The 25,222-nt window shown below is 39.1% G+C and carries 24 protein-coding genes, 3 tRNA genes and 1 other RNA gene; 8 read left to right on the top strand and 20 right to left on the bottom strand.

Translation table 11 applies throughout. The features are described from left to right. Positions 1–2: 2 nt before the first annotated feature. The 7 genes from J3L16_RS05675 to J3L16_RS05705 form a co-directional block, all read right to left on the bottom strand. The gene (locus J3L16_RS05675) at positions 3–401 is read right to left on the bottom strand and encodes a biopolymer transporter ExbD (protein WP_207611931.1); all 399 of its coding nucleotides are present in this window, start codon (positions 399–401) and stop codon (positions 3–5) included. A gap of 11 nt (positions 402–412) precedes the next feature. Next, positions 413–937: a MotA/TolQ/ExbB proton channel family protein gene (locus tag J3L16_RS05680; protein WP_207611932.1), complete on the bottom strand. Its 525-nt coding sequence runs from the start codon at positions 935–937 to the stop codon at positions 413–415. A gap of 1 nt (position 938) precedes the next feature. Further along, positions 939–2,297, bottom strand: a complete 1,359-nt coding sequence (locus J3L16_RS05685; RefSeq protein WP_207611933.1) for a MotA/TolQ/ExbB proton channel family protein — start codon at positions 2,295–2,297, stop codon at positions 939–941. 5 nt (positions 2,298–2,302) lie between these two features. Next, entirely contained in the window at positions 2,303–3,067 is a 765-nt protein-coding gene (locus tag J3L16_RS05690) for a DUF3450 domain-containing protein (RefSeq protein WP_207611934.1), read from the bottom strand. Positions 3,068–3,272: 205 nt separating this feature from the next. Further along, positions 3,273–5,060 (bottom strand): putative 2OG-Fe(II) oxygenase, encoded by a 1,788-nt coding sequence (locus J3L16_RS05695; RefSeq protein ID WP_207611935.1) that lies wholly within the window; start codon positions 5,058–5,060, stop codon positions 3,273–3,275. Between the two features lies 1 nt (position 5,061). Further along, on the bottom strand, positions 5,062–5,952 hold the full coding sequence (locus J3L16_RS05700; RefSeq protein ID WP_207611936.1) for a hypothetical protein: 891 nt from the start codon (positions 5,950–5,952) through the stop codon (positions 5,062–5,064). A 99-nt stretch (positions 5,953–6,051) separates the two neighbouring features. Then, positions 6,052–8,949 carry a TonB-dependent receptor gene (locus J3L16_RS05705; protein WP_207611937.1) on the bottom strand — a complete coding sequence of 966 codons (2,898 nt, stop codon included), beginning with the start codon at positions 8,947–8,949 and terminating at the stop codon, positions 6,052–6,054. Positions 8,950–9,289: 340 nt separating this feature from the next. Here J3L16_RS05705 and J3L16_RS05710 point away from each other — a divergent pair, with 340 nt between their 5' ends. Next, on the top strand, positions 9,290–9,553 hold the full coding sequence (locus J3L16_RS05710; RefSeq protein WP_207611938.1) for a late competence development ComFB family protein: 264 nt from the start codon (positions 9,290–9,292) through the stop codon (positions 9,551–9,553). Positions 9,554–9,578: 25 nt separating this feature from the next. On the opposite strand, the gene ffs is transcribed toward J3L16_RS05710, so the two are convergent. Together ffs and J3L16_RS05720 are read right to left on the bottom strand one after the other, a co-directional pair. Further along, an RNA gene (gene ffs / locus J3L16_RS05715) (signal recognition particle sRNA small type) lies at positions 9,579–9,675 on the bottom strand. A gap of 56 nt (positions 9,676–9,731) precedes the next feature. Further along, a complete protein-coding gene (locus J3L16_RS05720; protein ID WP_207611939.1) occupies positions 9,732–10,784 on the bottom strand; it encodes a Glu/Leu/Phe/Val dehydrogenase in 1,053 nt (350 codons plus the stop codon). Between the two features lie 160 nt (positions 10,785–10,944). Here J3L16_RS05720 and J3L16_RS05725 point away from each other — a divergent pair, with 160 nt between their 5' ends. Beyond that, positions 10,945–11,412, top strand: a complete 468-nt coding sequence (locus J3L16_RS05725; RefSeq protein WP_207611940.1) for an Lrp/AsnC family transcriptional regulator — start codon at positions 10,945–10,947, stop codon at positions 11,410–11,412. A 16-nt stretch (positions 11,413–11,428) separates the two neighbouring features. On the opposite strand, the gene J3L16_RS05730 is transcribed toward J3L16_RS05725, so the two are convergent. From J3L16_RS05730 to pspA, 4 genes are all read right to left on the bottom strand, one after another. Beyond that, entirely contained in the window at positions 11,429–12,985 is a 1,557-nt protein-coding gene (locus J3L16_RS05730; RefSeq protein WP_207611941.1) for a sigma 54-interacting transcriptional regulator, read from the bottom strand. A 166-nt stretch (positions 12,986–13,151) separates the two neighbouring features. Then, positions 13,152–13,595: an envelope stress response membrane protein PspC gene (gene pspC / locus J3L16_RS05735; RefSeq protein ID WP_207611942.1), complete on the bottom strand. Its 444-nt coding sequence runs from the start codon at positions 13,593–13,595 to the stop codon at positions 13,152–13,154. Further along, on the bottom strand, positions 13,592–13,831 hold the full coding sequence (pspB, locus tag J3L16_RS05740; RefSeq protein ID WP_207611943.1) for an envelope stress response membrane protein PspB: 240 nt from the start codon (positions 13,829–13,831) through the stop codon (positions 13,592–13,594). Before pspB ends, pspC begins: the two co-directional genes overlap by 4 nt. 67 nt (positions 13,832–13,898) lie before the next feature. Next, positions 13,899–14,567: a phage shock protein PspA gene (gene pspA / locus J3L16_RS05745; RefSeq protein ID WP_207611944.1), complete on the bottom strand. Its 669-nt coding sequence runs from the start codon at positions 14,565–14,567 to the stop codon at positions 13,899–13,901. A gap of 194 nt (positions 14,568–14,761) precedes the next feature. Here pspA and pspF point away from each other — a divergent pair, with 194 nt between their 5' ends. The 6 genes from pspF to J3L16_RS05775 all read left to right on the top strand — a co-directional run bounded on the left by pspF (position 14,762) and on the right by J3L16_RS05775 (position 21,169). Next, entirely contained in the window at positions 14,762–15,889 is a 1,128-nt protein-coding gene (gene pspF, locus J3L16_RS05750) for a phage shock protein operon transcriptional activator (protein WP_207611945.1), read from the top strand. Then, positions 15,890–17,509 carry an ABC transporter substrate-binding protein gene (locus J3L16_RS05755; RefSeq protein ID WP_207611946.1) on the top strand — a complete coding sequence of 540 codons (1,620 nt, stop codon included), beginning with the start codon at positions 15,890–15,892 and terminating at the stop codon, positions 17,507–17,509. 80 nt (positions 17,510–17,589) lie between these two features. Beyond that, on the top strand, positions 17,590–18,537 hold the full coding sequence (locus J3L16_RS05760) for an ABC transporter permease (RefSeq protein WP_242698692.1): 948 nt from the start codon (positions 17,590–17,592) through the stop codon (positions 18,535–18,537). After that, on the top strand, positions 18,524–19,417 hold the full coding sequence (locus J3L16_RS05765; RefSeq protein ID WP_207611948.1) for an ABC transporter permease subunit: 894 nt from the start codon (positions 18,524–18,526) through the stop codon (positions 19,415–19,417). The genes J3L16_RS05760 and J3L16_RS05765 overlap by 14 nt, the downstream gene beginning before the upstream one ends. Continuing rightward, on the top strand, positions 19,417–20,412 hold the full coding sequence (locus J3L16_RS05770) for an oligopeptide/dipeptide ABC transporter ATP-binding protein (protein ID WP_207611949.1): 996 nt from the start codon (positions 19,417–19,419) through the stop codon (positions 20,410–20,412). The genes J3L16_RS05765 and J3L16_RS05770 overlap by 1 nt, the downstream gene beginning before the upstream one ends. Before the next feature lies 1 nt (position 20,413). Continuing rightward, complete coding sequence (locus tag J3L16_RS05775; protein ID WP_207611950.1) at positions 20,414–21,169, top strand: ATP-binding cassette domain-containing protein; 756 nt, start codon at positions 20,414–20,416, stop codon at positions 21,167–21,169. On the opposite strand, the gene J3L16_RS05780 is transcribed toward J3L16_RS05775, so the two are convergent. From J3L16_RS05780 to csrA, 7 genes are all read right to left on the bottom strand, one after another. Next, positions 21,166–22,296 carry a sodium ion-translocating decarboxylase subunit beta gene (locus J3L16_RS05780; RefSeq protein ID WP_207611951.1) on the bottom strand — a complete coding sequence of 377 codons (1,131 nt, stop codon included), beginning with the start codon at positions 22,294–22,296 and terminating at the stop codon, positions 21,166–21,168. The two genes, J3L16_RS05775 and J3L16_RS05780, sit on opposite strands and share 4 nt — an antisense overlap. Positions 22,297–22,299: 3 nt before the next feature. After that, positions 22,300–24,090, bottom strand: a complete 1,791-nt coding sequence (gene oadA, locus J3L16_RS05785) for a sodium-extruding oxaloacetate decarboxylase subunit alpha (protein WP_207611952.1) — start codon at positions 24,088–24,090, stop codon at positions 22,300–22,302. A 20-nt stretch (positions 24,091–24,110) separates the two neighbouring features. After that, complete coding sequence (locus J3L16_RS05790; protein WP_207611953.1) at positions 24,111–24,380, bottom strand: OadG family transporter subunit; 270 nt, start codon at positions 24,378–24,380, stop codon at positions 24,111–24,113. A 178-nt stretch (positions 24,381–24,558) separates the two neighbouring features. Next, a tRNA-Arg gene (locus J3L16_RS05795) sits at positions 24,559–24,635 on the bottom strand. A 9-nt stretch (positions 24,636–24,644) separates the two neighbouring features. Beyond that, positions 24,645–24,721: transfer RNA gene (locus tag J3L16_RS05800), tRNA-Arg, on the bottom strand. Positions 24,722–24,737: 16 nt separating this feature from the next. Further along, positions 24,738–24,827, bottom strand: a tRNA-Ser gene (locus tag J3L16_RS05805). A gap of 133 nt (positions 24,828–24,960) precedes the next feature. Continuing rightward, complete coding sequence (gene csrA / locus J3L16_RS05810; protein ID WP_207611954.1) at positions 24,961–25,167, bottom strand: carbon storage regulator CsrA; 207 nt, start codon at positions 25,165–25,167, stop codon at positions 24,961–24,963. Between the last annotated feature and the right edge of the window lie 55 nt (positions 25,168–25,222).

The following is a 25,222-nucleotide window of genomic DNA, read 5'->3' on the forward strand; positions in this document are numbered from 1 at the left end:
ACTTAACCTCGCGCAGCAACGGAAATGCGATCAATCCCAGCAGCTTTGACTTGGTCCATCACTTCAACTACCAAACCGTGTTTCGATTTGATATCCGCTTGGATAATCACATAGTCAGTGGGTTGTTCTTTCAGAAGGCGTTCCATATTAACTAAAACGCTATCTGAGTCAACTAAACGCTTGTCTAACCAAACGTCACCGTCTTCCGTTATTGCTATAAATATATTTGCGTTCTTATGAAGGAAAGCTTGGCTAGCATCTGGCTTATTAACCTCGACTCCGGCTTCCTTAACAAAAACAGTAGTAACAATGAAAAAGATCAACATAATAAATACAACGTCCAACATAGGAGTCATATCTAGTTCTGCATCATCCTCTTCTGTTCTGACTTTACGCGCCATAATCTTTCTCTCTAATGATGAGGCAAGCTGTCTATAAGCTTATCACGTGCTATTTTAGCTCTTGTCTCTAAACGAGAGCTGATGAATAAGCCTGACAATGCTGCAACCATCCCAGCCATAGTAGGGATCGTCGCCATTGATATACCAGATGCCATTAACCTTGCGTTACTCGTACCTTGAGTCGCCATGGTCTCAAAAACATTAATCATTCCAGTTACTGTACCTAATAATCCTATAAGAGGACACATAGCTATTAACGTTCTGATAATTAACATTCTTGCATTCAAGTCATCTGACGCTTGCGAAATCCAACGATCACGGATTCTATGCGCATACCAAGACGTGGTATCTTCTCTGGCTTCCCAACTAGTGATGATGTTTTTTCTCACTTTTGGAAATTCACCTAAAAGATACCAGTAGCGCTCAATCATTAAAACCCACATAAGAAAGAGCGCAGCAGCAACGAAATACAACACGTCACCACCGGTAGCGATAAAGCCCCTGACAGATTCAAGTAATCCGTAAAGGCTTGTCATATTATGCTTTCTCCGACTCAGCGTGAGCCGCGATTACACCAGCAGTCTGCTCATCTAAAACATGAACAATTGATCTGCTACGTGATGCAACGAAACTATGCATAAGAATAAGAGGTAGCGCTGCAATAATACCTTGAGCTGTTGTTACCAATGCCATTGAGATACTTCCAGCCATTTGACGAGGGTCGCCTGTACCAAACAAGGTAATAGTTTGGAAAGTCTCAATCATACCTAAAACTGTACCAAGAAGACCTAGTAATGGCGCGATAGCTGCGAAAATCTTAATAACATTAATACCGCTATCAATACTTGGTAGTTCTTTCAATATAGCTTCGTCAAGTTTAAGTTCTAAGCTTTCCGCATCTACATTTTTATTGCTATGATAAACAGCAAGAATTCTACCTAATGGGTTAGCGCTCGAAGGATTATTTGTATTCTTAAGCTGTGCTTTAATTTTACTTCCAACTAAGGTTAACGTAATAATTTTATAAACACCTATAAGAAGACCAATTACTAGCATTCCAGTAATTACATATCCTGGAGTTCCACCATTATGGAAACGTTCCAAATTTGTCGCTTTTTGTTTTAACAAGCCTAAGATTTGACCCGCTGAAGGATCTACATAGAAAGGAATTACACCTGAAGAGGCATCAGTCAAATTTTGAGCTGTAGCCACCAAGTAAGAATCAGGTTGACGTCCTAATGGCTGAACTTTTTTACTCTCAGCATCATAAGATAAATAACCTTGTTCACTTACTAGGTTAAATGAACCGACACGAACCACTTCTTGCTGAACAGTACCACCGTCTAGACTTACTACTTCCGTAGTGAATTTAGAAACTTGGCCAGATTCAGTCATTTCAGTTTGTAGTGCGAACCATAAATCTTCAAGCTCTTTTAGCTTAGGTAGCCCCTTAGATTCAGATGCCATTTCAGCAAGAAAATCACCACGGCCTTTATATTCAGCACTTACTATAGATGTGGAAATACGTCCATAAGCTTCAGATGATGCCTGTCGAACTACACCAAACATTTCACCCAACGTACCCAGCGCTTGGTCCAACTCTGTTGCTTTCTCTGTAAGCGTTACTTCATTTGCAGCAAATTGCTTATTAAGGCGAGTGCCTCGATCTTCTTCAGCTTTAAGTGCAGCTTGCGCTTTGCGTAATAAAGCTTGTTTATCAGAACGTGCAGAACGAAACTCTGCTTCTCGCTGTTCATTAACTTTTGCTTCAGAAACACGATTGCTTTTCACTTGATTTAGCAACTGCTCAAGAGTGCCCGCTTCTTGCGCTACCGCGCCTGCAGATGCAACCATTAGAGAAGCGGCTGCGGCTATAAATTTCAATTTTGCTTTCACGTCAATTACTCCGCTGCTTGAATAGGCAATTTAATTAGGTCGAATGGAATTTGTTGATTTGCCATTCTGACAGCACTAACAGCTGATGATAGATATTCACCACCTAACTCATTCCAGCTACGAGAAGTATTGTCCCATACCCATGCACTTGATTGGTCTAGTGAAAGGGCTAAAAGCGCAGTACGCCCAAGATTGAAAAACTCTACAGTAACGTCTGTTCCAGCAATATTGATAGTACCTTGTTCAGATGTGATCTTAGTACCATATTCATTTTCAACCAAGTAAGCTTCTATAACCTGACGGAATTGCTCTGAAACCGTTACGTCAGAATTACCCATAAGGTCGCGAAGACGGTCAACACGTGCTAAACGTTCTACCTTTTTGATAGGAACATCTAGGTTAACAAACTGTTCTAGGCTATCAATCATTCTAAACATTAACGGCACTATGCCTTGTTTAGTTTCTTCAATACTGTCAATTTGATCTTGAAGAGAATTAATACCTAATTGTTGATCTGCAACCAAACCTGCAAGGTAATCGTTATATACCTTAAGGTTTTCTGTTTGATCTACTACACCACGATACTCAATCAACAAATCTTGGGATTGTTCGAATAAAGCGTTAATCTTTTCTTGAGATTTAACCGCTGCGTTATGAATTTTTGCTTCTTCTGAATGAAGCTCTTTGAGCTCCGCAGCAGATGCTACTGAGCTACTTAAAAGCACTACTGAGCTAACTACAGCAGAAGAAATGAGAGTTCTTTTACTCATATTGGACATAGTTCCCAACTAATTTATTGTTAATCCTTAAAAAAGTATTACGCTTTATTAAGGGCCTTTGAAAAAACGCTTATTAAATAAGCAAATTTATAAATATTATTAATATTATTTTTTTGTTCAGTGCAAATATTCACACGATTACAAGACTCGAGTCAAGGTACTCTTTTTATTTAAAGTAAACTTAATCCGATAATTTCTAATTAGCCTTTGAAATTATATCAAAAGCAATAGTTAATCTTTGCTCATCCGATGAGAAAGGAATTGTTCCGTGCCAACAATACGAAGGAAATACAACCAACCTTCCTACTTTAGGCTTAATTTTGTATTCGTATTCTAAATTACTCGGAACTTCAAAGTTAGGTTTCCCAAAAACAAGGTGGCCCATGTCACTTTCTTCACCAATAACGTCAGGGAGAGACACATAGAAAACTGCACTCAAGTTTCCTTCAGGGTGCACATGGGAACTATGGAAGCCTTTATCATTCAAACAAATAGACCATGAAGCTACAAATTGATGATTATCAAATGGTTTTGGGATAAATTCATGTTCACTAGACAGTTCATTCAAGCCTAATCCATAACTTTTAATACATTCATCAAAAAACATTTTTAGCTTTTGAATAAGATAGTTAGAACTCGAAAGTATATCGCCTTTAGTTTGTGTACCACTCGTTAATGTTTGGAATAGAGGAGCTAAATTGGTCTGATGTATAGCTTTTAAGTAGGCTGATAATTCATTGCAAAAGACATTTGATTCTGAACCATTGAAATTAATAGGAAGATCATAGGTTTGAACCAACTTAGAATAGTTACAAAAACTCTTAATGTATTCTTTTTCACCAAGTAAACGTTGGGCAACAGCGTAATAAGCCTTCCCTACTACGCGATACGTTTTGTCACTTATTAACTCTAAAGCCAACTCTTTTGCACTATTCGCATCTCCCAGCTGTAATTTATACATGCACAAAAGTTGCTTAGCTGGAAGGGAGACTATATTTTCTAAGGTTTCAGACGCAAGCAATAAGTTTCCTTGTCCGAATTGTATTTTCGCCAAACGAAAACGTATCGCGTCCTGATTATGCAATTGACTATAAAATTTATCGATCAATTGGGATGCTGCATCGTAACGTTTTAATTGAATCAAATTATCACAATATCCTAAAACTAAACTTTCACTTACATGACCTTTTTGCATCGCCTCTTGGTATGGTTTTATGGCCCCTTCAACATCTCCCAGTTCAAACAAAATTTGCGTCAAATTTCGATAACTATCTTCAAAGTGCGGATTACGCTCAATAGCAAGCTTGTAATGTTTGACGGCATCAACTAAGTTTGAGACATCTGTATAAGCATTACCCAAATTATGGTGTAACTGGAAAGAATCGTCCCCGAGTGAGGCAACTTTTTTCAAATAAACTAGTGCTCTTGAAGGGTTCTTTAACAAGCGCTCAACAACGGCCAAGTTATGAAGTGATGATTTTCGATTAGGCGCTAATTTGATTATACTCTCATACATATTTTTTGCATAAATGAGCTCGCCTTTCTGTTTTGCAATACTTGCTAACTTAGTTTTTAATAATAAATTCGTCGGCCATATTGACTCATATATCTCGAATTTATTTTGTATAAAGCTTAATTCAACATCACCTTTTGCATTCAATAAGTCTAAATGCTTAATAGCTAAATCACTATGGTTTACAGCTTCAGCTTCTATGATACGAATTGCATCCTCAACACGATTAATCGCAAATAAACAATCGCTTAAAGAAGAAATTATCTGACTATTCTTTGGCTGAAAATCATAAGCGCGTTGTAAAAACTCTAGAGCTTCTTGGGCTCTTTTCGTTTGTAATAACAAAACACCAAGGTATAAATTGACATTAATATCGCCCTTATTTTCAAGAAACAATTGGCGATATACAATTTCCGCTTGATTAAAGTCACCTTGCTGATGTTGCGATAACGCATATTGAAGATTGAACATACTAATATTTTTTAAATGTGATAGACCAAGCTACAGGTAGCTCTTTATTTTTTATAAAAAATGGCGAATAATCCCAGTCACCTAGTTGATTTGTTTTACTAATAATATTCTTGATATCACTTTCTCTTAAAGCTGCTTCACACATTATTGACATTCGACTCATTGCCTCTTTAAGTTGCGCATCTATACCATTGAACCATTGTATAATATCAGACTCATTATATTGCCTGAAACGTTCAACTAACTGCTTAAATCCATTAACAAAATGTAACGTGCCTCCACACCAAATATCATAATTTTCATCAAGAAAAAGCAAAAATTCCGATAATAAATCAGAGACACCATTCGCAAACAATTCTTTTATGGATTCTTCAATTTTAGAATACAAGGAACATTTAGTTAAAATCAATATCGCTTTTAATTCCGCAGAATAACGAGAATGAATATGGCCACCATGAATATGGCTTAAAGTATACAAGCTTGCATTTGATGATAGTAAGCTAGGAATGCCTGTAAAAACCTCCACCCCAAGATATTCAACACCAAACTGACTAACTACAGTAGTAAACTTATGTAAGTCACATGATTCAAGGTGGTTTTCAGTATTTAGGAATGTCGATACTGTTGGGAATTTAGAACTTAATATGTTCAAAGGTTCAAAAGAACAATCAATCCCCATTAATTGATACGACTCAAGAGCATCAATACAAGAAAATATTGCCCCTGTCCCACAGCCAATATCTGCAATTCGACTATTTTTATTTTGTTTATTAAAAATTGTTTTCCAATATAAAGATAATTCTTTAAACCCTTCTCCATGAAGATCGGTAAATACCGATTGTGTATTGCTATTCGACAGCCAGTATTTATTCCATTCGTCTATATTTTTCATTACATTGTTTTATAAAGTTCAACTCGCATTTATTAAGTACGTCTTTAAAATAAAAAAGGCGGGCTATGCCCACCTTTTAATATATCCAAATAACGTGTTTTAGAACGTTGCTGTAATACCAGCAAAGTAAGTTCTACCGAACACATCATATGTTGCAGGATATGTGTTTGACTGTTCTGAGTTAGCGCCAAATACTAATGGCTCTTTTTCAAACAAGTTACGTACACCTGCATTCAACTTAAAGTGATCATTAAGGTAGTAAGTACCAGTTAAATCAAAGTAACTAACTGAACCTGTAGTTTCTTGTACAAATACTACATCATCATTATCATCTTCAGTACTTCCGATAAAACGCCATAGTAACTGAACGTCGAAGTCATCTTGACCCCACTGTACTGTTGCTCTGTGCTTATAGTCTTGAACTGGCTCACCACATGTATCACCAAATTGACCTGCACAATCTATCACAGGATCTGCGGCCGATGTCTGGAAAGAGTTTTCGTCTGTGTAAGTTCCTAAGTAGCTTACGCGCATATTACCGCCAGCTAAATCAAAAGAATAATTCACAGAAAGGTCAACACCTTTTAATGCTAGTTTACCCACATTCTGAGACAGAACTTCTACAAAATCAATTGTACCATCTGCGCGACGAGTAATAACATCACAGAACGCAGAACCTACACCACCATTCTCATTGCTAGTATCATAACAACTTTGAAGGATATTATTTACACCACCACCGAAGTCAAATACTGCATCTTCAATTTCAATGTCAAAGTAATCGATACTAATATTTAAATCTTCGATCGGAGAAAATACAGCTCCAATTGTCACAGTATCGGCTTCTTCTTCTTGTAATTCTGGGTTACCACCAAAAAGTCCGCTCGTTTGGCCTGAAATAGCATCAAGTGACGGTGTGAAAACTGCGTTTGCAGGAACACCCGTTGCTAAACAAATAGCTCTAACTGCCTCTGATTGATCAACTGCTTGCGATGAACAAGGATCTTCTGCTGAAGGGTTACCTTCACTTTGAGGAGAGAACAATTCATCAATATTTGGAGCTCTAACCGCTCGGTTAAATCCAGCTCTGAAGCGAACTTTATCGTTCACGGCCCAAGAACCTGCGACTTTAAATGAACTTACACCACCAATTGTAGAGTAATTTGCATAACGGTATGCTAACTCTAAATCAATAAGTTCTGCGAATGCCACATCAGAAACCAAAGGTAGATATGCCTCTACAAAGTAATCATTTACTTCAATGTTACCAGATACGGGAGGTGAACCATTAAAACCAGCAATCGTACTTGCTGCTAAATCTTGTGATGGGTCAAAAGAGAAGTTCTCTTCTCTTCGTTCAAAACCTACTGAAAGGCCAATTGCACCGCCAGGAAGTTCAAAGAAATCACCAGTATCACCAGTGATATTAAAACCAAATACATCCTGCTCGAATTTTTGTGCTGAATTAACTCGCGTAGAAATAAACTCGGCTGATTCTTCGCTGATATTACCTTCACCGAAAATATTTAATGGAGTACAACCCGTTAAACCACCGTTAGAAGCAGTATCAGAACAACTTGGGTTTCCATCTGCATCAAGAATAACCTGCCCAGATTCATCTGTCGCAAGGAGAAGAGCTTGGTTGAAACGGTCTACATTGACGTTACCTAACTGAATAGTATCTTGAGTAACTTCACCAGTTTGATAGTAAAGGTCATATTCCCAAGCAGAATCCCCAAATGCGCCGCGTAAACCAGCTAAAATTGAAAACTTAGTACTAGTGTCTTCTGCAATACGAGCGCCAACTTCAAGTAAACGGCGACGCACTAATGCAGTAGCGGTATCAGCAATACCATCGTTATCAGTGTCTACATCACCACCAATTGCGTCAGACAAAATCTGTTGAGCTTCAGCGTCAATAAATGGATTTCCATCTAAAGTAAATTCTGAAGTTTCAAAAACTGGTGTTGCAGCTAATTGTTGTGGAACAAAACTGTTTGCGAAACTGCCCTGACCATACACTTCAATGTTGTCAGTTATTTCATAACGACCAAGTGCAGTTATATTATAACGTTCCTGAGGAAGTTGCAGATAGTTAACTGGAGCAAAATTATAAAAGTCGTTCGGCTCACCAGATTGAACGAAAGGTCTAAATGAACCATCTGGATCAAAAATACCGCCGCCACCAAACTCATCCGGTAATCCAGCTGCAAAAATAGACGTTCCTGGTACACCTGAAGAACCAAAAGATTCTAAAAATAGGCTACCATCTTCAGCCACAGCATCATCTAACGCAACAGCGGAAATTTCTCTGTCGCCGGCAAATAATTCTTCACGTTCGGTATATTGAAGAGACAACACAACGTTACCGCGGTTATCATCAAAGTTGCCACCTACAGTAAATGAACCATTCCAAATTCCGGCATCACCTTCTTCTGTAGTTTCATAACTGACTTGAGCTTCTGCACCTTCGAAGTTTCTTTTTAGTTTAAAGTTAACAACACCTGCAACCGCGTCTGAACCATAAACTGCTGAAGCACCACCTGTTAGCACTTCTACATCTTCAATAAGCGCAGCCGGAATAGTGTTAATATCAACAACACCTGCAGCCGTAGTTGGAGTTGCACGGATTCCATCAACCAACACTAGCGTACGGCTAGTGCCTAAACCACGTAGGTTAACAGTTGCAATACCACCACCTGGGTTATTGGAAGAACGGTCCAGACCAGGAACCGTTTGTGGTAGCGTATTTAATAACGCTTCAGTATTCACTGAGTTTGTAAGAGTGAACTGTTCTGCACTAATAGTCGCAACTGGAGCATTACTTGAAAAGTCAGCCTTGCGTATACGAGAACCTGTTACTGCGATTTTCTCGACGTTAACTTCTTCTTCGCCCGATGACTCTTGAGCGTACAAAGGGGTAGTAAGGATAGTCGATGCAGCACCAACCATTCCAGCAAGCTTCACAGCCGAAGCTAGCTTTGAATTTCTAAACATGTATTGTCTCCCTAGACCACTAAATTCATTTAGTGTTTATTATTCGTTCAATTAAAAATTGATTATTGCAATTGATAACGACTTTTATTAATTTTTTGAGAAATCTTTCCCAACAAAATAATAACCAAATAAAACACGGCTGGTCAACTTAACAGTTTCAAATAGCTGTGAAAGTTTCAAATCAATTAAAAGATGCTAACTCAATTTGTAAATAAATGTTTACAGCAGTTTAATTATTAACCCATTTGCGTAAAACTTAAATAGAACTTTTGTTTTTATAATGTTCAAACTATCTTTAGATAATGTTTAGAAATTAAAATTATATAAAAGAGACTATAAAATGAAATTAGATGATGACATTCATAATTACTATGAACATTTGGTCATAGAGCATGTGACTGCGTTAGGTTTAGACAAAACACAGACACCTGATTATTTAGCGGATTTATGTTGCTTAGCGCTTAATCAAGTACCGCCGCGGTACATACGATATGAAGTAGATATGGCCTTTTATTTGCCCCAGAGTGAAAGGATGCAAATGAAAATGAACGTTGAAGAAGCCGTTGGAAAAGCAATACACTTTTTAGAATCTAGCGCGTCTTAATTCAATTTGAGTAGATTGGGTGGCACACCTTCAGCCGCATCCCGGCACATGAGTCGTTTGCTGCGGCTGCTCCCTTCCAGGCCTGACCGAGTTCACAAAGTATCATTGCGGGAGGACCAAAGGCCTACCATTGAAGGCGCGCATTATGAACAAGTTACGCAGTTCATGCAAGCGCTTTTCACTTTTTCAAAAACCGTTCTTCAGCAATTTTATTTGCCACAATATTGGTCGCTAAATCTTGTTCATCAGAACCTTTAAAAATATCGGTTAATGTTTGACCGATATTTTCAATATGACTTTTAAGCCCCCTATCAGAACTTTCAATTTTTTGATGATAAATATCAATTATTCCTCCGGCATTAATCACATAATCTGGAGCGTAGAGGATTCCTCTATTACGGCATTCTGTTCCTATTCCCTCATTTGCCAATTGGTTATTTGCCGCTCCCGCAATCACTTTAGCTTTAATGTTAGGTAACGATGTAGGGTTAATCGTTGCGCCTAGTGCACAAGGTGCAATAACGTCAACATCGAGAGTTAAAATATCTTGAGGATCGACAATAACAGCCCCCAGTTCTTCTGCTGCGACGGTTACGTTCGGCTTGTACACATCTGCTACAAATAACTCTGCTCCCGCATTTTTTAAATGTCGAGCCAAGCGAATCCCTACACTTCCCAGTCCCTGTATAGCAACTTTCACCCCTCTTAAGTCAGTATTATATTGGTATGCAACGGCTGCTTTTACCCCAACAAACACACCCAATGCAGTAGCCGGCGATGGATTGCCATCAGACTTTTCTTCACTAATATGATACTTGGAGTGAATACCCGCTATATAATTAGAGTGTTTTTCCATATGTTGTAAATCTTCAACGGAAATCCCCGAATCTTCGGCCGTGTAATAACGCCCTTTAAACGTGTCAACGAATTTTCCCATTGCTTCCATCATAGCGGGAGTTTTAGCAGCTCTAGGATCTCCAAGAATCACTGATTTTCCGCCACCCAAAGCTACATTTGCCATAGCAGCTTTATAGGTCATTCCTTTCGACAACCTAAGTACATCCGTCAGCGCTTCCTCACTATTTGCATATGACCACATACGACACCCTCCAAGAGCGGGTCCCAAATTAGTATTGTGTACCGCGATAATTGCTTGTAAACCTGAATATTTATCATTAAAAAAAGCGACATGCTCGTGATTATTGTATTCATTGTGATCTAAAACAGACATTGCGATCCTTATAAAATATTTACTGACAAAATAGTAAAATAAAAATCAAACAATAAATTTGCTATGTTTGTAGAAATTGGCAATCTCAACAGAAATTCTATGTTTATACGATCCTTAGTGTTAGGATATATGTCCTGTTTGTTGACGATTTATATGATAGATGAAACTCGATAAGTTTGACCGAGAAATACTCAGAGTGTTACAGAAAGATGCAACCGTCTCTATGGCGGAATTAAGCACTCGAGTAGGTTTATCTCATACTCCCTGTTGGAGAAGAGTAAAGAAACTAGAAGCTGAAGGTATAATTAAGCAAAAAGTAACATTGCTCGATAATAAACTTTTGAATCTTGGGGTGTCGGTTTTTATTTACGTCACACTAAAAAATCACGATGGTGAGTCACTGAACGATTTCGAAAATGCTGTTCAGTCGATTAATGAAATTGTCGAATGCCACACCACCAGTGGTGAAAAAGATTATTTACTCAAAGTCATTGTAGAAAGCATAGAAGAATACGAACACTTACTGAAAAATAAACTAACAAATTTGCCTTTAGTTGATCACTTAAGCTCTACATTTGCATTAAAACAAGTAAAAAACACCACTGAACTACCTATAAAAAGTCAATAAATGTAAATAGATAGCACTAAAGTGGTGTTGAACTTTTGTTGATGCCATATTCTCTTAATTTATTGGCAATTGCCGTATGACTCAAACCTAATTTTTTTGCTAGCTGACGAGTACTTGGGTACGATGGATAAAGTCGTCTTAGTACGTCTTTTTCAAACTTTTTCACTTCTTCATCTAATGTGCCGTCAAAGTTCTCATCTATGTATGTAACCGAAGGTGCACAACTGGGGAGTTTGAGATCATCTTTAACAATCTCACTTGAGTCAGACATTGATAACACTCTAAATAACGTATTTTTTAGCTGCCTAACATTTCCAGGCCATGGGTACTGTAATAAAAAATCAACACAAGATTTATTCAGTTTTGCAGTACGCTTTCCAAGTTTTGCACTATTCTCAACGATGCATTCCTCTGCAATTTCAATGATGTCTGCTTTCCTATCTCTTAGCGCTGGCATCGTTATATTAAGGCTATTCAATTGGTAATAAAGTTCCTGCTTAAATTTACCTTTATCAGATAATTCACTCAAATCTTCAGTTGTTGAGCAAATTACTCGCACCGAGACTGTTCGCAATTTATGCTCCCCGATTCGATTAAATTGCCCAGTTTCTAAAAAGTGTATAAGTTTCAGTTGTATATTCTCTGGCAGCGCAGACACTTCGTTTAAAAAGAGCGTTCCACCATCACAGCTTTCAAACAACCCCACTTTAGCTGAAGTTTGTCCCATGACATTATCTGCACAACCAAATAGTTCTAATTCCAGCACAGTTTCAGGTAGCAAGGCACAATTTAACACTAAAAAAGCCTTGTTAGCTCTTCGACTATTTTGATGGCAAGCTTGCGCTAAGCGCTTTTTACCCGATCCTGTTTCACCGCTTATAACAATTGAAGCATCAAGATCGGAGATTTGTTGTGCTGCTTTGATAACCTTTTTCATTGCCATACTTGACGTAGTGAATTGTTCAAAAGCGCTTTTTTCATAGGTATGAAAGGTGTTAAATTGCTGCTCCAGCCTCACTTCAGATTTCAACATCATAACGCCCCCAGCCAATATTGAGCCATTGGTACCGTCAGGAACAAACACAGGAACTATGTCGGCTAAATAATCTTGTTTAATAAACTTAACTTTTGTTGTCTGAGAGCCAATATCACTCCGTTCAAGCCAATTGCTGACAACAACTCCGTCAATCAATTCTCCAAGTTCCAGCCCCTCTACTTCTTCTTGAGAAAGCTCTAAACTTGAAAGCGCCGCTGTGTTGCATGTGACAACTGCACCTTTAATGTCAAATGAAAAAACAGGGTCGGGTAATGCCTGTAAAATTGCTGATAGCTGATAGTGTTCCCTTTCCCCAGGCATATAAAGTGTAGTTTTAACATCCTCGATACCATTTATCCGTCTTATTTTAGGCATCAAATGTTTAAAATCTTCAAATTCCATATTCGGAAAATGTAAGTATATTTTTCCTGATTCGTAAATCTCGATACCTCGTAAATCGATTTTATGCTCAACAAGAATATCAAGTATATCTTGAGTTATGCCCAACCTGTCCTGACAGCTGATTTCCAATCGCATTTACACTACCTACTCATGAACTCTAGTTTGCGAGAATAGACTAGAACATGCCGAAAACGCTAACTTTTTCTATTAAGAACGGTTTATTTGCGATTAAATCAATTTTTTAAGAAATTAAACAATAAAAAACCCGAAATAATTCGGGTTTTTTAAAGACTCTACTCATTTACAGCTGGTTAAATTCTCGTTTTAATTGAAATTCACGAGAAGTTACATAAGTTTCTATATTTCTCAATTTTAGTTCTGCTTGCTCAAATCTATCTTTTATATCTGACAATGCTTGTTTTGGCGGCTCCCCTGCTTGCCATACTTTTGTTTTCAATTCCACCGGACCAGTTGGTGAAGATGCTTCATTTTTCCATCCTTTACCGTCATGAATTGACACTGTATTTTCGGCATTATTGATTTCACTTTTGTGCTTCTTATCTAAGATAACCCACGCAGCAACATAAGTTACGAAAACAAAAGGAGCGGCAAGTAAAAAGAAGCACGTTATAGTTAATATCCGCATAAACCATACTTCGATACCAAAATAATCCGCTATTCCAGAGCAGACACCTGCAATCCTTTTATTCTCAGTGTCTCTAAACAAACGTCGTTTTGATTTCATGCCTTTTTTCTCCAATCAGGAGTTTCTTGGTCTAATATAGCTTCTAATGTTTCAATCCGCTCTGCCATTACCTCTGCCTTAATAGCCATGTCTTTCAATACGGCTTGATCTTCCGGCGCTAGCCCCTGGGCAACTTGTTTTTTACTTTTATAGTGCAAAATTAACCAAATAGGTGCTACGAAAATAATAAACAAGATCAATGGTGCGATGAAGAGTCCAACTATACCTTCATTCATTTTTACTCTCCTTGAAAACAGGCCCTAAGCTAGGGCCGATAAATTAATAAATAACTAGACTATAAACTTAAGATTTCGCTTTTTTGCTCATTTTCGCTTTCAGCGCTTCTAGCTCATCAGTTACTTTATCATCTGCTTCAAGTTCAGAAAATTCATCGTTCAAGGTTTTCTTCCCAAGGTCATAGGCTTCAACTTGAGATTCTAAATCATCAATTTTTCTCTCAAACTGACCGAACCTTTCCATAGCTGCATCTACTTTACCACTATCTAGAGTTCGCTTAACTTCTAAGCGAGAACTCACCGTTTTTTGGCGCATTAAAATCGCTTTCTGACGACTTTTCGCATCAGCTAATTTTTCTTGTAGCTGACCTACTTCATCCTGAAGTTTAGAAATTTGTTCTTCTACAATGCTAAGCTCAGTCCGAAGCGTTTCTGCACTGTCTGCTGCCCTTTGTTTTTCTTGTAAAGCGGCTCTTGCTAAGTCTTCACGTTCTTTGTTAATAGCCAGCTCCGCTTTTGCTTCCCAATCTGCGGCATCGGAATCAAATTTATTAATTTGATGTACGATTTCTTTCTTACTTGCTATTGTCTTAGCTGAAGTAGAACGTACCTCGACTAAGGTGTCTTCCATTTCTTGAATAATTAGACGAACCATTTTTTCAGGATCTTCTGCTTTATCTAAAAGCGAGTTGATGTTTGAATTAACGATATCGGTGAAACGCGAGAAAATTCCCATAATTGTATGCCTCGTTTTACTTAAGATTAAATAACTATACTGAGAATGTATTCAATAAGCTTGCCAACTCTAAAAAACAGTATAACCGAATGAAAAATAACAATTTAATCTAAATCAATAAAAATGTCGATTTCCTCACCGTTATCACTTACACTAACATTTGGTTTTTTTGACCAAATATTAAGGAATCTAATTTGAGCCGTTTCCGCAAGCAAGATAATTTATTAGGGCAATCCAATAGTTTTTTAGAGATATTAGAGCAAATATCTCAAATCGCCCCACTAAATAAACCCGTATTGGTTATTGGTGAGCGCGGCACAGGTAAAGAGCTTATCGCTGCTCGGTTGCATTATTTGTCTAAGCGCTGGGATCAAACTTATCTTAAATTAAATTGTGCTGCATTAAGTGAAAGTTTGTTGGAGTCAGAACTGTTTGGCTATGAAGCAGGCGCATTTACCGGCGCATCGAAGCGCCGAGAAGGTCGCTTTGAAGTCGCTGACAACGGTACCTTATTTTTAGATGAACTAGGGAACACATCTGGCTTAATCCAAGAAAAACTATTACGTGTTATAGAATATGGTGAATTCGAGAGGGTCGGTGGAAGTAGAAGTGTAAAAGTTGACGTACGTATTATTGCAGCAACAAATGAAAATCTTCCCGCTTTGGCTGAATCTGGCGAGTTTAGAGCTGATCTGTTGGATAGGCTCGCATTCGACGTTATTACTATTCCCCCATTGCGTGAACGGCGAGACGATATCATAGATCTAGCGGAGCACTTCGCAATGAGTATGACAAAAGAGCTAGAAATGGAGTTATTCAGTGGCTTTTCAAAGAACGCAAAGCAGATATTGTTAGATTATGATTGGCCGGGGAATATTCGAGAATTAAAAAACGTTGTTGAACGTGCAGTTTACCGAAACAACAACCCCCATGTACCCGTCCATGAAATTGTATTGGACCCGTTTGAATCCCCTTTCAAACCAAAATCTAGAACCAAGACTAAAGATAGAGCTCAACATATTGATCCACTGAAAGATGAAAGTGATTCAGTCTTAGACAAAGCCAATTCAAACTCATCCATTTCTGAGCAACCTCAAATTGCACCGAATACCAGTCCTTCCTTTAGCTTTCCATTAAATCTAAAAGAGACCTCTCAGAATTTTGAAATAGATCTGATTAAAAGTGCACTCGCAGAATGCCAATTTAGTCAGAAACGTACAGCAGAACAATTAGGCTTAACTTATCATCAACTTAGAGGCTACCTGAAAAAGTATAATTTGTTAGAATCTTCTACACAGAATATCAACGGCAAGTCGGTATAAATGAACACTCATTTACTAAATACATGTATCATTGGTGTGTTAGTTTTACTAATCAGCGCATGTTCTCAATCTAATCTCGACAGCATTGCATCTGATTCAATTGTCTATTGTTCAGAGAGTGATCCAAATACTTTTAACCCGCAACTCGATACCTATGCAACTACAGCTGATGCATCTTCATACCAAATATATAACCGACTAATTGAATTCGACCCTATTGATGGAAAAATAATCCCGTCTCTTGCTAGTAGTTGGCTAGTAAGTAAAGATGGCCTTACTTATACTTTTCAATTGCGCCGCGGTGTTAATTTTCACACAACATCGTATTTTACACCGACACGTTCATTTAATGCTGATGATGTAGTGTTTAGCATTAACCGTTGGCGTAATGAATCTCATCCCTACCACCATGTATCAGGTGGCCGTTATCCTTACTTTCAAAGTTTAAAGCTCTCGAAATTTATTAAAGAAGTTAAAAGAATAAATGGATACAGGGTACAAATTACACTTAACCAACGGGATAGTTCTTTTCTAGCCAACCTTGCTACAGATTTTTCAATTATCTTATCCGCAGAGTACGCCCAAAATTTACTTATAAACAACCAACCAGAACAGATCGACAGTTATCCAATTGGTACGGGGCCGTTCAAATATCAAGATTATACAAAAGGCCAGGTTATTTATTTTAAAAAGCATGATGATTATTGGAAAGACGAAAAGACAGTCAATAATTTAATTTATGATATTACTCCCAAAAGTACTCTTCGGCTCGCTAAACTAGTGACTGGCGAATGCGACATTATTGCCTTCCCTTCCCAATCGGAGCTTGACGTTATTGTCGATAGAGATGATTTAGTGTTAGACCAATCGCCTTCATTAAACATTGGTTACTGGGCGTTTAACACCCAAAAGGCGCCTTTCAACGACCCTAACGTACGAAGAGCTTTAGCCTACGCCATTGATAAAAATTCATTACTCGAAACCGTTTACTTAGGAAAAGCGACCCCAGCTAATACACTTATTCCTCCCACGAGTTGGGCTCATAGCGAAGATGTTAACGATACGTCTTACAACCCAATATTGGCTCGTAAACTACTTGACGAAGCCGGCATTGAACCCGGCTTTACAATGACAATTTGGGCAACCCCACTTATTCGAGACTACAATCCCAATGCAAAACAAATGGCAGAACTTATTCAGCAATATTTAGCCGACGTCTTAATTAACGTTAATATAGTTAATCGAGACTGGACGCCTTTTATAGAAAAGTTAAACCTCGGAGAGCATGACTCAGTGTTGCTAGGTTGGTCAGCAGACAATGGAGATCCTGATAATTTCTATCGACCTCTACTTAGCTGCGATGCTATCCCCTCAGGGACAAACGTTGCAAGGTGGTGTAATGACGACTATGACCAATTGGTTTATCAAGCACTACAAACCGATGATATCGCACAAAGACAACTGATCTATGAAGAAGTTAACCATCTAATTGCTAAGCAAATTCCAATTGTACCCATCGCCCACTCTTTGAGCTATCAAGCGTATAACAAGCAGTTAATAGGTTTGACTAATAATCCTTATGGCGCGATACGGTTTTCTGGTGTGAGTAAAAGCCAATGATGGCAGTTATAATCAGGTACCTTTTATTATTTGTCATCACTCTCAGTGTACTGATTTGCTTTTCGCTTGCACTCGCACACATGTTTCCAGGAGACCCATTAACTAACTTATCAGGCGTCACAACAGAGAACGCCAAAGTCATTGAACACCTTGCTAATAAGTGGGCAATTGACACCAACCCCATTCATTACTTTATGAATTATTGTTCGCTGTTACTACAAGGTGATTGGGGAATAAGTACAATATCAGGTAACCAATTGGCTGCTGATATGGCTCGTGTTATTCCAGCGACAATAGAACTGAGCATTTATTCAGCTTTCATCGCTATTTGTATTGGTGTTCCTTTAGGATGCATTGCGGGAATAAAAGCCTATACAAAAATAGATTATAGTATTAATGCGGCCTCCATTATTCAGTATTCAACGCCCGTTTTTTGGAGTGGACTAGCATTTATACTTATATTTTGTTTTCAACTTAAACTATTCCCGCTATCTGGACGAATTTCCGTATTATTTAATATTCCGCATCAAACCGGCTTCGTCTTAATCGACATATTCTTAGCTGAGAACATCGACCGCAAAGCTGCTTTTATGAATTGTCTGCATCACATGGTTTTACCTAGTCTTGCCGTAGGTTTAGTTTCTGCAGCTGCGCTAGCTCGTCTTGTTAGACGTTCTGTTATAGATGTATTAAACAAGCCTTATATTTCTGCTGCGCGTTCTAGAGGTCTTCCATTTAAGACTATATTCTTTAATCATGTACTTAGAAACTCATTACTTCCAGTATTGCCATTAGCAGCTATACAAATTACCACTCTAATTACCAATGCTATGATTATCGAAGTGTTGTTTTCTTGGCCTGGTGTTGGTAATTTTTTACTGCAAGCTATTTATCAACAAGATTACTCTGCATTGCGCATTGGGATGCTAGTCGTTTCCACACTCGTTATCTCCTTGACCATTTTTGCTGATTTACTAAATAGAATAATTGATCCCAAAAAAGGGAGTGTCTCTGATGTCTCGATTTAGCCTTTACGAAGAAGAATTTCATCCTGCTCCTTGGCGGCAAACATGGCACTCATTCAAAGAAGATCATGTATCTATGATTGGCTTTATTCTGTTTTTAACAATGGTTAGTTTAGCATTACTGGCTCCATTACTCGCTCCAACATCCCCTTCGGTTCAAAACACTGATGCTTTGATTCTTCCACCTAGTTGGGATACTGCAGGCAGTATTAATTTCATATTAGGTACAGATGCATTAGGCCGAGATGTTTTATCTAGATTAATGTATGCAAGCAGAGTCACCTTTAGCAGTGCCCTAACAGTTGTTTTAATATCACTTTTAGTGGGTGTGACTGTTGGTACGTTAGCAGGAATGCTTAGAGGTATACGTTCTTCGGTTTTAAACCATTTACTCGACGCATTAATGGCAATCCCGACATTATTAATTGCCATTATCATTGTAGGCATCTTCGGTGTCGGTTTATTAAATACCATTTGGGCAATAACCTTAGCACTTATACCTCAGTTTATTCACGTTACGAGAAATTATGTTAGTGAACAAATGGATAACGACTATATTCGTGCATCTAAATTAGATGGGGCGACTCCGTTTCAAATTTTTTATTACTCCTTGTTACCCAACTTATCAGAAATGCTAGTTGTCCAGGGGACTCTAGCCATGTCTATTGCAATCATTGATATTAGTGCCTTAGGTTTTCTAAATCTAGGTGCGCAATCCCCCACCCCAGAATTAGGAGCAATGCTTGCGGAAGGATTAGATATTGCCTATATCACTCCATGGAATATCATCCTTCCTGGATTGTTTATTTTTCTTTTTGTCTTAGCGATAAATATCGTTGGAGACGGTTTAAGAGCGGCTTTACGCGCTAGGACTAGTCGCTAATGCCGTTATTAGATATTAAGAATTTAACCCTCGAAATTCCCCACGAAGGGAAGCTCATAAAAGCACTTGATAAAGTAAGCCTAACGGTGAGAGAAGGTGAGATAAGAGCGCTAGTCGGTGAATCAGGCTCAGGTAAAAGTATTATTGTTACCGTCATATCTGGCGCAACGCCACCAAATTGGCGAGTAACCGCAGACAGAATGACGTGGAACGGTGAGGATTTACTTAATATTTCGGCGGAACGTCGGCGCACAATAATGAATCGGGAAATAGCCGTAGTTTTCCAAAACCCACTAACAGCGCTAGATCCATCAGTAAAAATTGGAGCTCAAATAAAAGAGAGTATTCCCAATGAGCTCGTTGTAGGGAAATATTTCTGGCAAAGAGCAGCAAGACGGAAAAAAACAACCATATCCACACTTCATAAGGTTGGAATTAAAGACCATTTAGGAGTGATGAACTCATATCCTCATGAAATATCTACCGGCATAGGGCAAAGAATAATGCTGGCTATGGCACTGGTTGCGCAGCCCAAGATAATCATAGCTGACGATCCCACACGAGGTATGGAAACAAAAACAAAAACTCAGATACTAAAACTATTAACTAAGCTTAATGTGACTCGTTCTGTTGCCGTTTTGTTTGTAAGTCATGATTTACTTGCTATAGCCAGTATGGCCAATAGTATGACGGTGCTATATTGCGGCCAAACCGTAGAGTCGGGAAAGATGAAAAACCTTAAAAAACGCCCTTTACACCCCTATACAAAAGCCCTCATCGACAGTGCGCCAAGTTTTCGTTCTGATTTATCCCATAAAACGTTACTCCCAGCCTTATCAGGAAGTATACCCGCTTTACAAAATGTTCCCATCGGATGCAGACTTGGGCCTAGATGCCCAAGAGCGCAGCGAGAATGTGTAAACGTACCGTCACCCCGGCGAATACATGAGCATACTTATAGTTGTCACTTTCCTCTACATAGGGAAAAACGTTAATATGGCTTTGATTGTCAACGAGCTTTATCACATATCAAATAAAACCAAATTCGAACTTGGGCCGATTTCGGTTACGGTTGAAAAAGGAAAGTCTTTGGCCATCATTGGTGAGAACCAGTCGGGTAAATCACTTCTTGCCAAGATTCTAGTTGGTGCGACTAAGCTTAGCGGAGGGAATATTGTGTTACACGGAGTACGCAGTGATAGCCGTGAACGTAAAAAAGCAATTCGAATGATGTTTCAGTTTAGTAGTCATACCCTCAACCCGTCGTTATCCGTTAAAAAAATATTAGAAGAGCCATTAATACGAAATACATCATTGTCTGCTACAGAGCGAGTTTTTCTAATTGAACAAACGTTAATACAGGTTGGCTTACTACGGGAACATTTGCACTTCTATAGGCACATGTTGTCAGACGGACAACAGCAACGGATTGCATTAGCTAGAGCGATTATTTTATCACCGAAAGTACTTGTAGCAGATGAGCCTTTTGCAACCTTAGACCCATCAATACGTTCGCAGACCATCAATCTTATATTAAAGCTACAAGATGAATTAGGGCTTTCCTTTATTTTTATTAGCCACAACCTTGGAATTGTAAGGCACATCGCGGACAATGTGATGGTTTTAGATAAGGGAAAAGCCGTAGAAATAGGAAAAACAGAAACCATTTTTCGCTGGCCTAAACACGATGTCACCAAAAGACTGATAACATCCTATCAGTCCTTGATTCCTCAACAAACCTTAACGGATTAACCTACTAGCGCAAGTAATATTCCAGCGGCAACGGCTGAACCGAGTACACCAGCTACGTTAGGCCCCATAGCATGCATCAATAAGAAGTTTTGGGGGTTAGCTTCCAATCCCACTTTATTCACTACACGAGCCGCCATAGGCACTGCTGATACGCCTGCGGCACCGATAAGAGGGTTTATTGGCGTACTACTAAATTTCGCTAGTACTTTTGCCATTAACACACCAGCCGCCGTGCCAATCGCAAACGCAATCGCACCCAATCCCAAAATGCCTAATGTTTCTACCGTTAAAAATTTCTCAGCGGATAACTTTGAACCCACAGCCAAACCTAAAAAGATAGTAACGGTATTAATAAGTTCGTTTTGAGCAGTATTAGATAACCTGTCGACTACACCGCTTTCTTTCATCAAGTTGCCAAAACAAAACATACCTACTAGCGGTGTTGCTGAGGGTAAGAATAAAATCGTTAACAATAGAACCGCCAGCGGAAAGAGTATTTTTTCTCTTTTAGAAACAATTTTGAGCTGCTCCATTTCGATTTTTCTTTCATCTTCAGAAGTCAGTAATTTCATGATTGGTGGCTGAATAATAGGCACCAATGCCATATATGAATAAGCAGCGACAGCAATTGCACCCAGAAGATCTGGTGCAAGCTTAGAGGCTAAGAAAATCGCAGTTGGCCCATCCGCCCCGCCTATTATGGCAATTGCCGACGCATCACTTAAAGAAAATTCAAACCCAGGCACAAAATTTAATGCAATTGCACCAAATAACGTTGCAAAAATACCAAACTGGGCCGCGGCACCCAACAGTAGAACTCGAGGGTTAGCAATAAGGGCGCTGAAATCTGTCATAGCACCAACACCCATAAATATAAGTAAAGGGAAAACCCCAGTATCGATACCAATATGGTAAATGTAATGTAGTAACCCACCGACTTCGCTAAAGCCCGCTAACGGAATATTCGTTAAAAGTGCACCAAAACCAATTGGAAACAATAATAGGGGTTCAAACTTTTTAACAATGGCTAGGTACAGTAAACCGCACCCCACAATCATCATAATAACTTGCCCTAGTATGAAATGAGGAAAAGCCGTGCTTTGCCATAAAATTTCTAACTTTTCCATTTATTACCCCAAAGTCAGTAAAGGTTGACCAGCAGACACACTGTCGCCTTCTTTAGCAACAACCGATGCAACTGTGCCTGTATACGCACTTCTGATCTCAGTTTCCATCTTCATAGCTTCTAGAATGACAACTACGTCACCTTCAGCGACTGCTTGTCCCGGAGAAACCAAAACTTTGAATACATTTCCAGCCAGAGGTGAATTAATGGTGTTAGATGCTACTGTTGTGGCTGCAACGTGTGGCGTTGCGGTTTGCGTGCTCACACTTGGACTAGCAACGTCTATGCTCGCTAACGACCCAGTAGGCCCAATAGCAACTTTATAGGCTTTGCCATCCACAGTAACGTCGTATTGCCCTAATTCTGAACCCGCCTCAGATACATCTGTTACAGTGGTGTTCTGTGCAGATATTGGTGCGTCTTCAAATGCACTTGGGTTGTTTCTATTTTGGAGAAATTTAAGCCCAATTTGTGGAAACAGTGCATACGTCAGTACATCATCGACTTTTTCATCTGCAAAAGTAAAAGATTCAGATTTTGATAACTCAGTGAGCTCTTCAGTTAGCTTTTCAAACTCATCATCTAGCACATCAGCAGGACGGCAAGTAATAGGCTCTTTTCCGTCGAGTACTTTTGCTTGGAGTTCAGCGTTAACTGGTGCAGCTGTTTTTCCGTATTCGCCTTTCAACACACCGGCGGTTTCCTTCGATATACTCTTATACCGTTCACCAGTAAGTACGTTAAGCACAGATTGAGTACCAACAATTTGAGATGTTGGGGTAACTAATGGAATGAAGCCTAAATCTTCACGAACTCGAGGAATTTCTTTTAACACTTCTTCGAACTTGTCTTCAGCCCCTTGCTCTTTCAGCTGGCTTTCCATGTTAGTTAACATGCCACCAGGAACTTGCGCTAGCAAAATACGAGCATCAACGCCTTTTAAACTTCCTTCAAACTGCGCATACTTTTGACGTACATCTCTGAAATAAGATGCGATTGGCTCAAGCTGCTCTAATGATAACCCTGTATCTCTAGCGGTGTTTTCCAGTATAGACACAATCGTTTCTGTTGCAGTATGACCATAAGTCATACTCATTGGTGAAATTGCTGTGTCGAGAATATCAATTCCCGCATCAATGGCTTTTTGATAGGTTGCTGTACTCAGCCCTGTTGTAGCATGACATTGCATCGCGATAGGAACACTTACGGTTTCTTTCAAGCCTTTAACCAGAGCTTCACAGTCGTATGGCTTAAGTAATCCTGCCATGTCTTTTATACAAATAGAATGCACACCTAAGTCTTCAATTTGTTTAGCCATATCAAGCCAAGTTTGCAAATTATGAACTGGGCTTACTGTATATGACAACGTACCTTGAGCATGAGCACCACAATCAATAGTGGCGGCAACAGCAGTTTTAAGGTTTCGAACATCATTCATCGCATCAAAAATACGAAAAACATCCACACCATTAGTGTGTGCACGCTCAACAAACTTAGTCACTACATCATCAGCATAATGTCTATAGCCCAAAAGGTTTTGACCTCTTAGTAACATTTGCTGCTTGGTATTTGGCATTGCCGCCTTTAGTTGCCTAATACGCTCCCACGGATCTTCACCTAAATAACGAATACAAGAATCAAACGTCGCACCACCCCAAGATTCAACGGACCAATATCCTACTTTATCCAATGCTTCCGCTATAGGAAGCATATCTTCAAGGCGCAAACGCGTGGCTAGCAACGATTGATGCGCATCGCGCAATACTAGCTCTGTAATCGCTAAAGGTTGAGTCATAATAGATCCTCGTTTTCGTCTTATTTCTTAAGGTGCATGGCAAAAGCAGCGTTTATGGCCGCAATATGCTCTTTCGAGATTTCTTTTTCTGCTTCTGATTGAGCATTAGAAACACTAGAAGTTGCAGCGGAAACATCATCTGAACTCTGTTCTGGAAATAATGAGCACAACCAGCTTAATCCGTTAACTGCTGCAATTAGCAAAGCGAGAAAAAGAAACACAACAAGCATACCAACAAACATCAAGGATGCCGCTTCGGTAAGTTGTGAAGTAACAAGTTCCTGAGCCATGAAATGTCCTCAATTTACTGTATTTTAGAAAAACTGGCGTAGTCCGCAAACTACTCATATGCAAATCTCAAGCTGCATATTAACAAATAACAGCCTTAAACGCCTAATTATTCATTAAACTTGAAATTTTATTCTCTTTCAGGCATAAAAAAACCGCTCAAAGAGCGGTTTTTCTAATTGGCGCGTGTGGAAGGATTCGAACCTCCGACCGCCTGGTTCGTAGCCAGGTACTCTATCCAGCTGAGCTACACACGCATTGTTTGTTGGCGCGTGCGGAAGGATTCGAACCTCCGACCGCCTGGTTCGTAGCCAGGTACTCTATCCAGCTGAGCTACGCACGCGCAATAAACAAAACAATGGCGGAGAGGGAGGGATTCGAACCCTCGGTACGAATTAACGTACGGTTCCTTAGCAGGGAACTGGTTTCAGCCACTCACCCACCTCTCCGGAATGTGGGAGCGAATTCTACTGATTAAGTAAGGGAAGTCAACGCTTTTTTAAACTTAAACAGTGCGCTTGCTGTTAAATTAAACAAACGCAAAGAATTGCTTAAAATACAGGCTATAAGCTAGCGTATATTTTACTGGTTACCATTATTATCGGTAGAAATAGGTTGACCCGTTTTTTCAGCCTGAATACGCATGTAAATTTCTTCACGATGCACAGAGACTTCTTTAGGAGCGTTAACTCCGATGCGAACTTGATTACCCTTTACACCTAATACCGTAACTGTCACTTCGTCACCAACCATTAGAGTTTCGCCTACGCGGCGTGTTAATATAAGCATTATTTTGCTCCTATTGTTCCATTAATTGTAGCATCCTGATATCAATATGAATTTG

Origin of the sequence: Alteromonas sp. 5E99-2 (genome assembly GCF_017368475.1) — a bacterium.
Taxonomy (GTDB): Bacteria; Pseudomonadota; Gammaproteobacteria; order Enterobacterales; family Alteromonadaceae; genus Alteromonas_F.

Bases quoted from the DNA above. Each gene is read 5' to 3' on its own strand.
- J3L16_RS05720 (WP_207611939.1), bottom strand. From the start codon at position 10,784: ATGTCTGTTTTAGATCACAATGAATACAATAATCACGAGCATGTCGCT.
- J3L16_RS05755 (WP_207611946.1), top strand. From the start codon at position 15,890: ATGAACACTCATTTACTAAATACATGTATCATTGGTGTGTTAGTTTTA.
- J3L16_RS05725 (WP_207611940.1), top strand. From the start codon at position 10,945: ATGAAACTCGATAAGTTTGACCGAGAAATACTCAGAGTGTTACAGAAA.
- csrA (WP_207611954.1), bottom strand. From the start codon at position 25,167: ATGCTTATATTAACACGCCGCGTAGGCGAAACTCTAATGGTTGGTGAC.
- J3L16_RS05695 (WP_207611935.1), bottom strand. From the start codon at position 5,060: ATGTTCAATCTTCAATATGCGTTATCGCAACATCAGCAAGGTGACTTT.
- pspB (WP_207611943.1), bottom strand. From the start codon at position 13,831: ATGAATGAAGGTATAGTTGGACTCTTCATCGCACCATTGATCTTGTTT.
- J3L16_RS05780 (WP_207611951.1), bottom strand. From the start codon at position 22,296: ATGGAAAAGTTAGAAATTTTATGGCAAAGCACGGCTTTTCCTCATTTC.
- J3L16_RS05680 (WP_207611932.1), bottom strand. From the start codon at position 937: ATGACAAGCCTTTACGGATTACTTGAATCTGTCAGGGGCTTTATCGCT.
- oadA (WP_207611952.1), bottom strand. From the start codon at position 24,090: ATGACTCAACCTTTAGCGATTACAGAGCTAGTATTGCGCGATGCGCAT.
- J3L16_RS05675 (WP_207611931.1), bottom strand. From the start codon at position 401: ATGGCGCGTAAAGTCAGAACAGAAGAGGATGATGCAGAACTAGATATG.
- pspC (WP_207611942.1), bottom strand. From the start codon at position 13,595: ATGAAATCAAAACGACGTTTGTTTAGAGACACTGAGAATAAAAGGATT.
- pspA (WP_207611944.1), bottom strand. From the start codon at position 14,567: ATGGGAATTTTCTCGCGTTTCACCGATATCGTTAATTCAAACATCAAC.
- J3L16_RS05760 (WP_242698692.1), top strand. From the start codon at position 17,590: ATGTTTCCAGGAGACCCATTAACTAACTTATCAGGCGTCACAACAGAG.
- J3L16_RS05730 (WP_207611941.1), bottom strand. From the start codon at position 12,985: ATGCGATTGGAAATCAGCTGTCAGGACAGGTTGGGCATAACTCAAGAT.
- J3L16_RS05775 (WP_207611950.1), top strand. From the start codon at position 20,414: ATGGCTTTGATTGTCAACGAGCTTTATCACATATCAAATAAAACCAAA.
- J3L16_RS05705 (WP_207611937.1), bottom strand. From the start codon at position 8,949: ATGTTTAGAAATTCAAAGCTAGCTTCGGCTGTGAAGCTTGCTGGAATG.
- J3L16_RS05690 (WP_207611934.1), bottom strand. From the start codon at position 3,067: ATGAGTAAAAGAACTCTCATTTCTTCTGCTGTAGTTAGCTCAGTAGTG.
- J3L16_RS05765 (WP_207611948.1), top strand. From the start codon at position 18,524: ATGTCTCGATTTAGCCTTTACGAAGAAGAATTTCATCCTGCTCCTTGG.
- J3L16_RS05700 (WP_207611936.1), bottom strand. From the start codon at position 5,952: ATGAAAAATATAGACGAATGGAATAAATACTGGCTGTCGAATAGCAAT.
- J3L16_RS05770 (WP_207611949.1), top strand. From the start codon at position 19,417: ATGCCGTTATTAGATATTAAGAATTTAACCCTCGAAATTCCCCACGAA.
- J3L16_RS05710 (WP_207611938.1), top strand. From the start codon at position 9,290: ATGAAATTAGATGATGACATTCATAATTACTATGAACATTTGGTCATA.
- J3L16_RS05790 (WP_207611953.1), bottom strand. From the start codon at position 24,380: ATGGCTCAGGAACTTGTTACTTCACAACTTACCGAAGCGGCATCCTTG.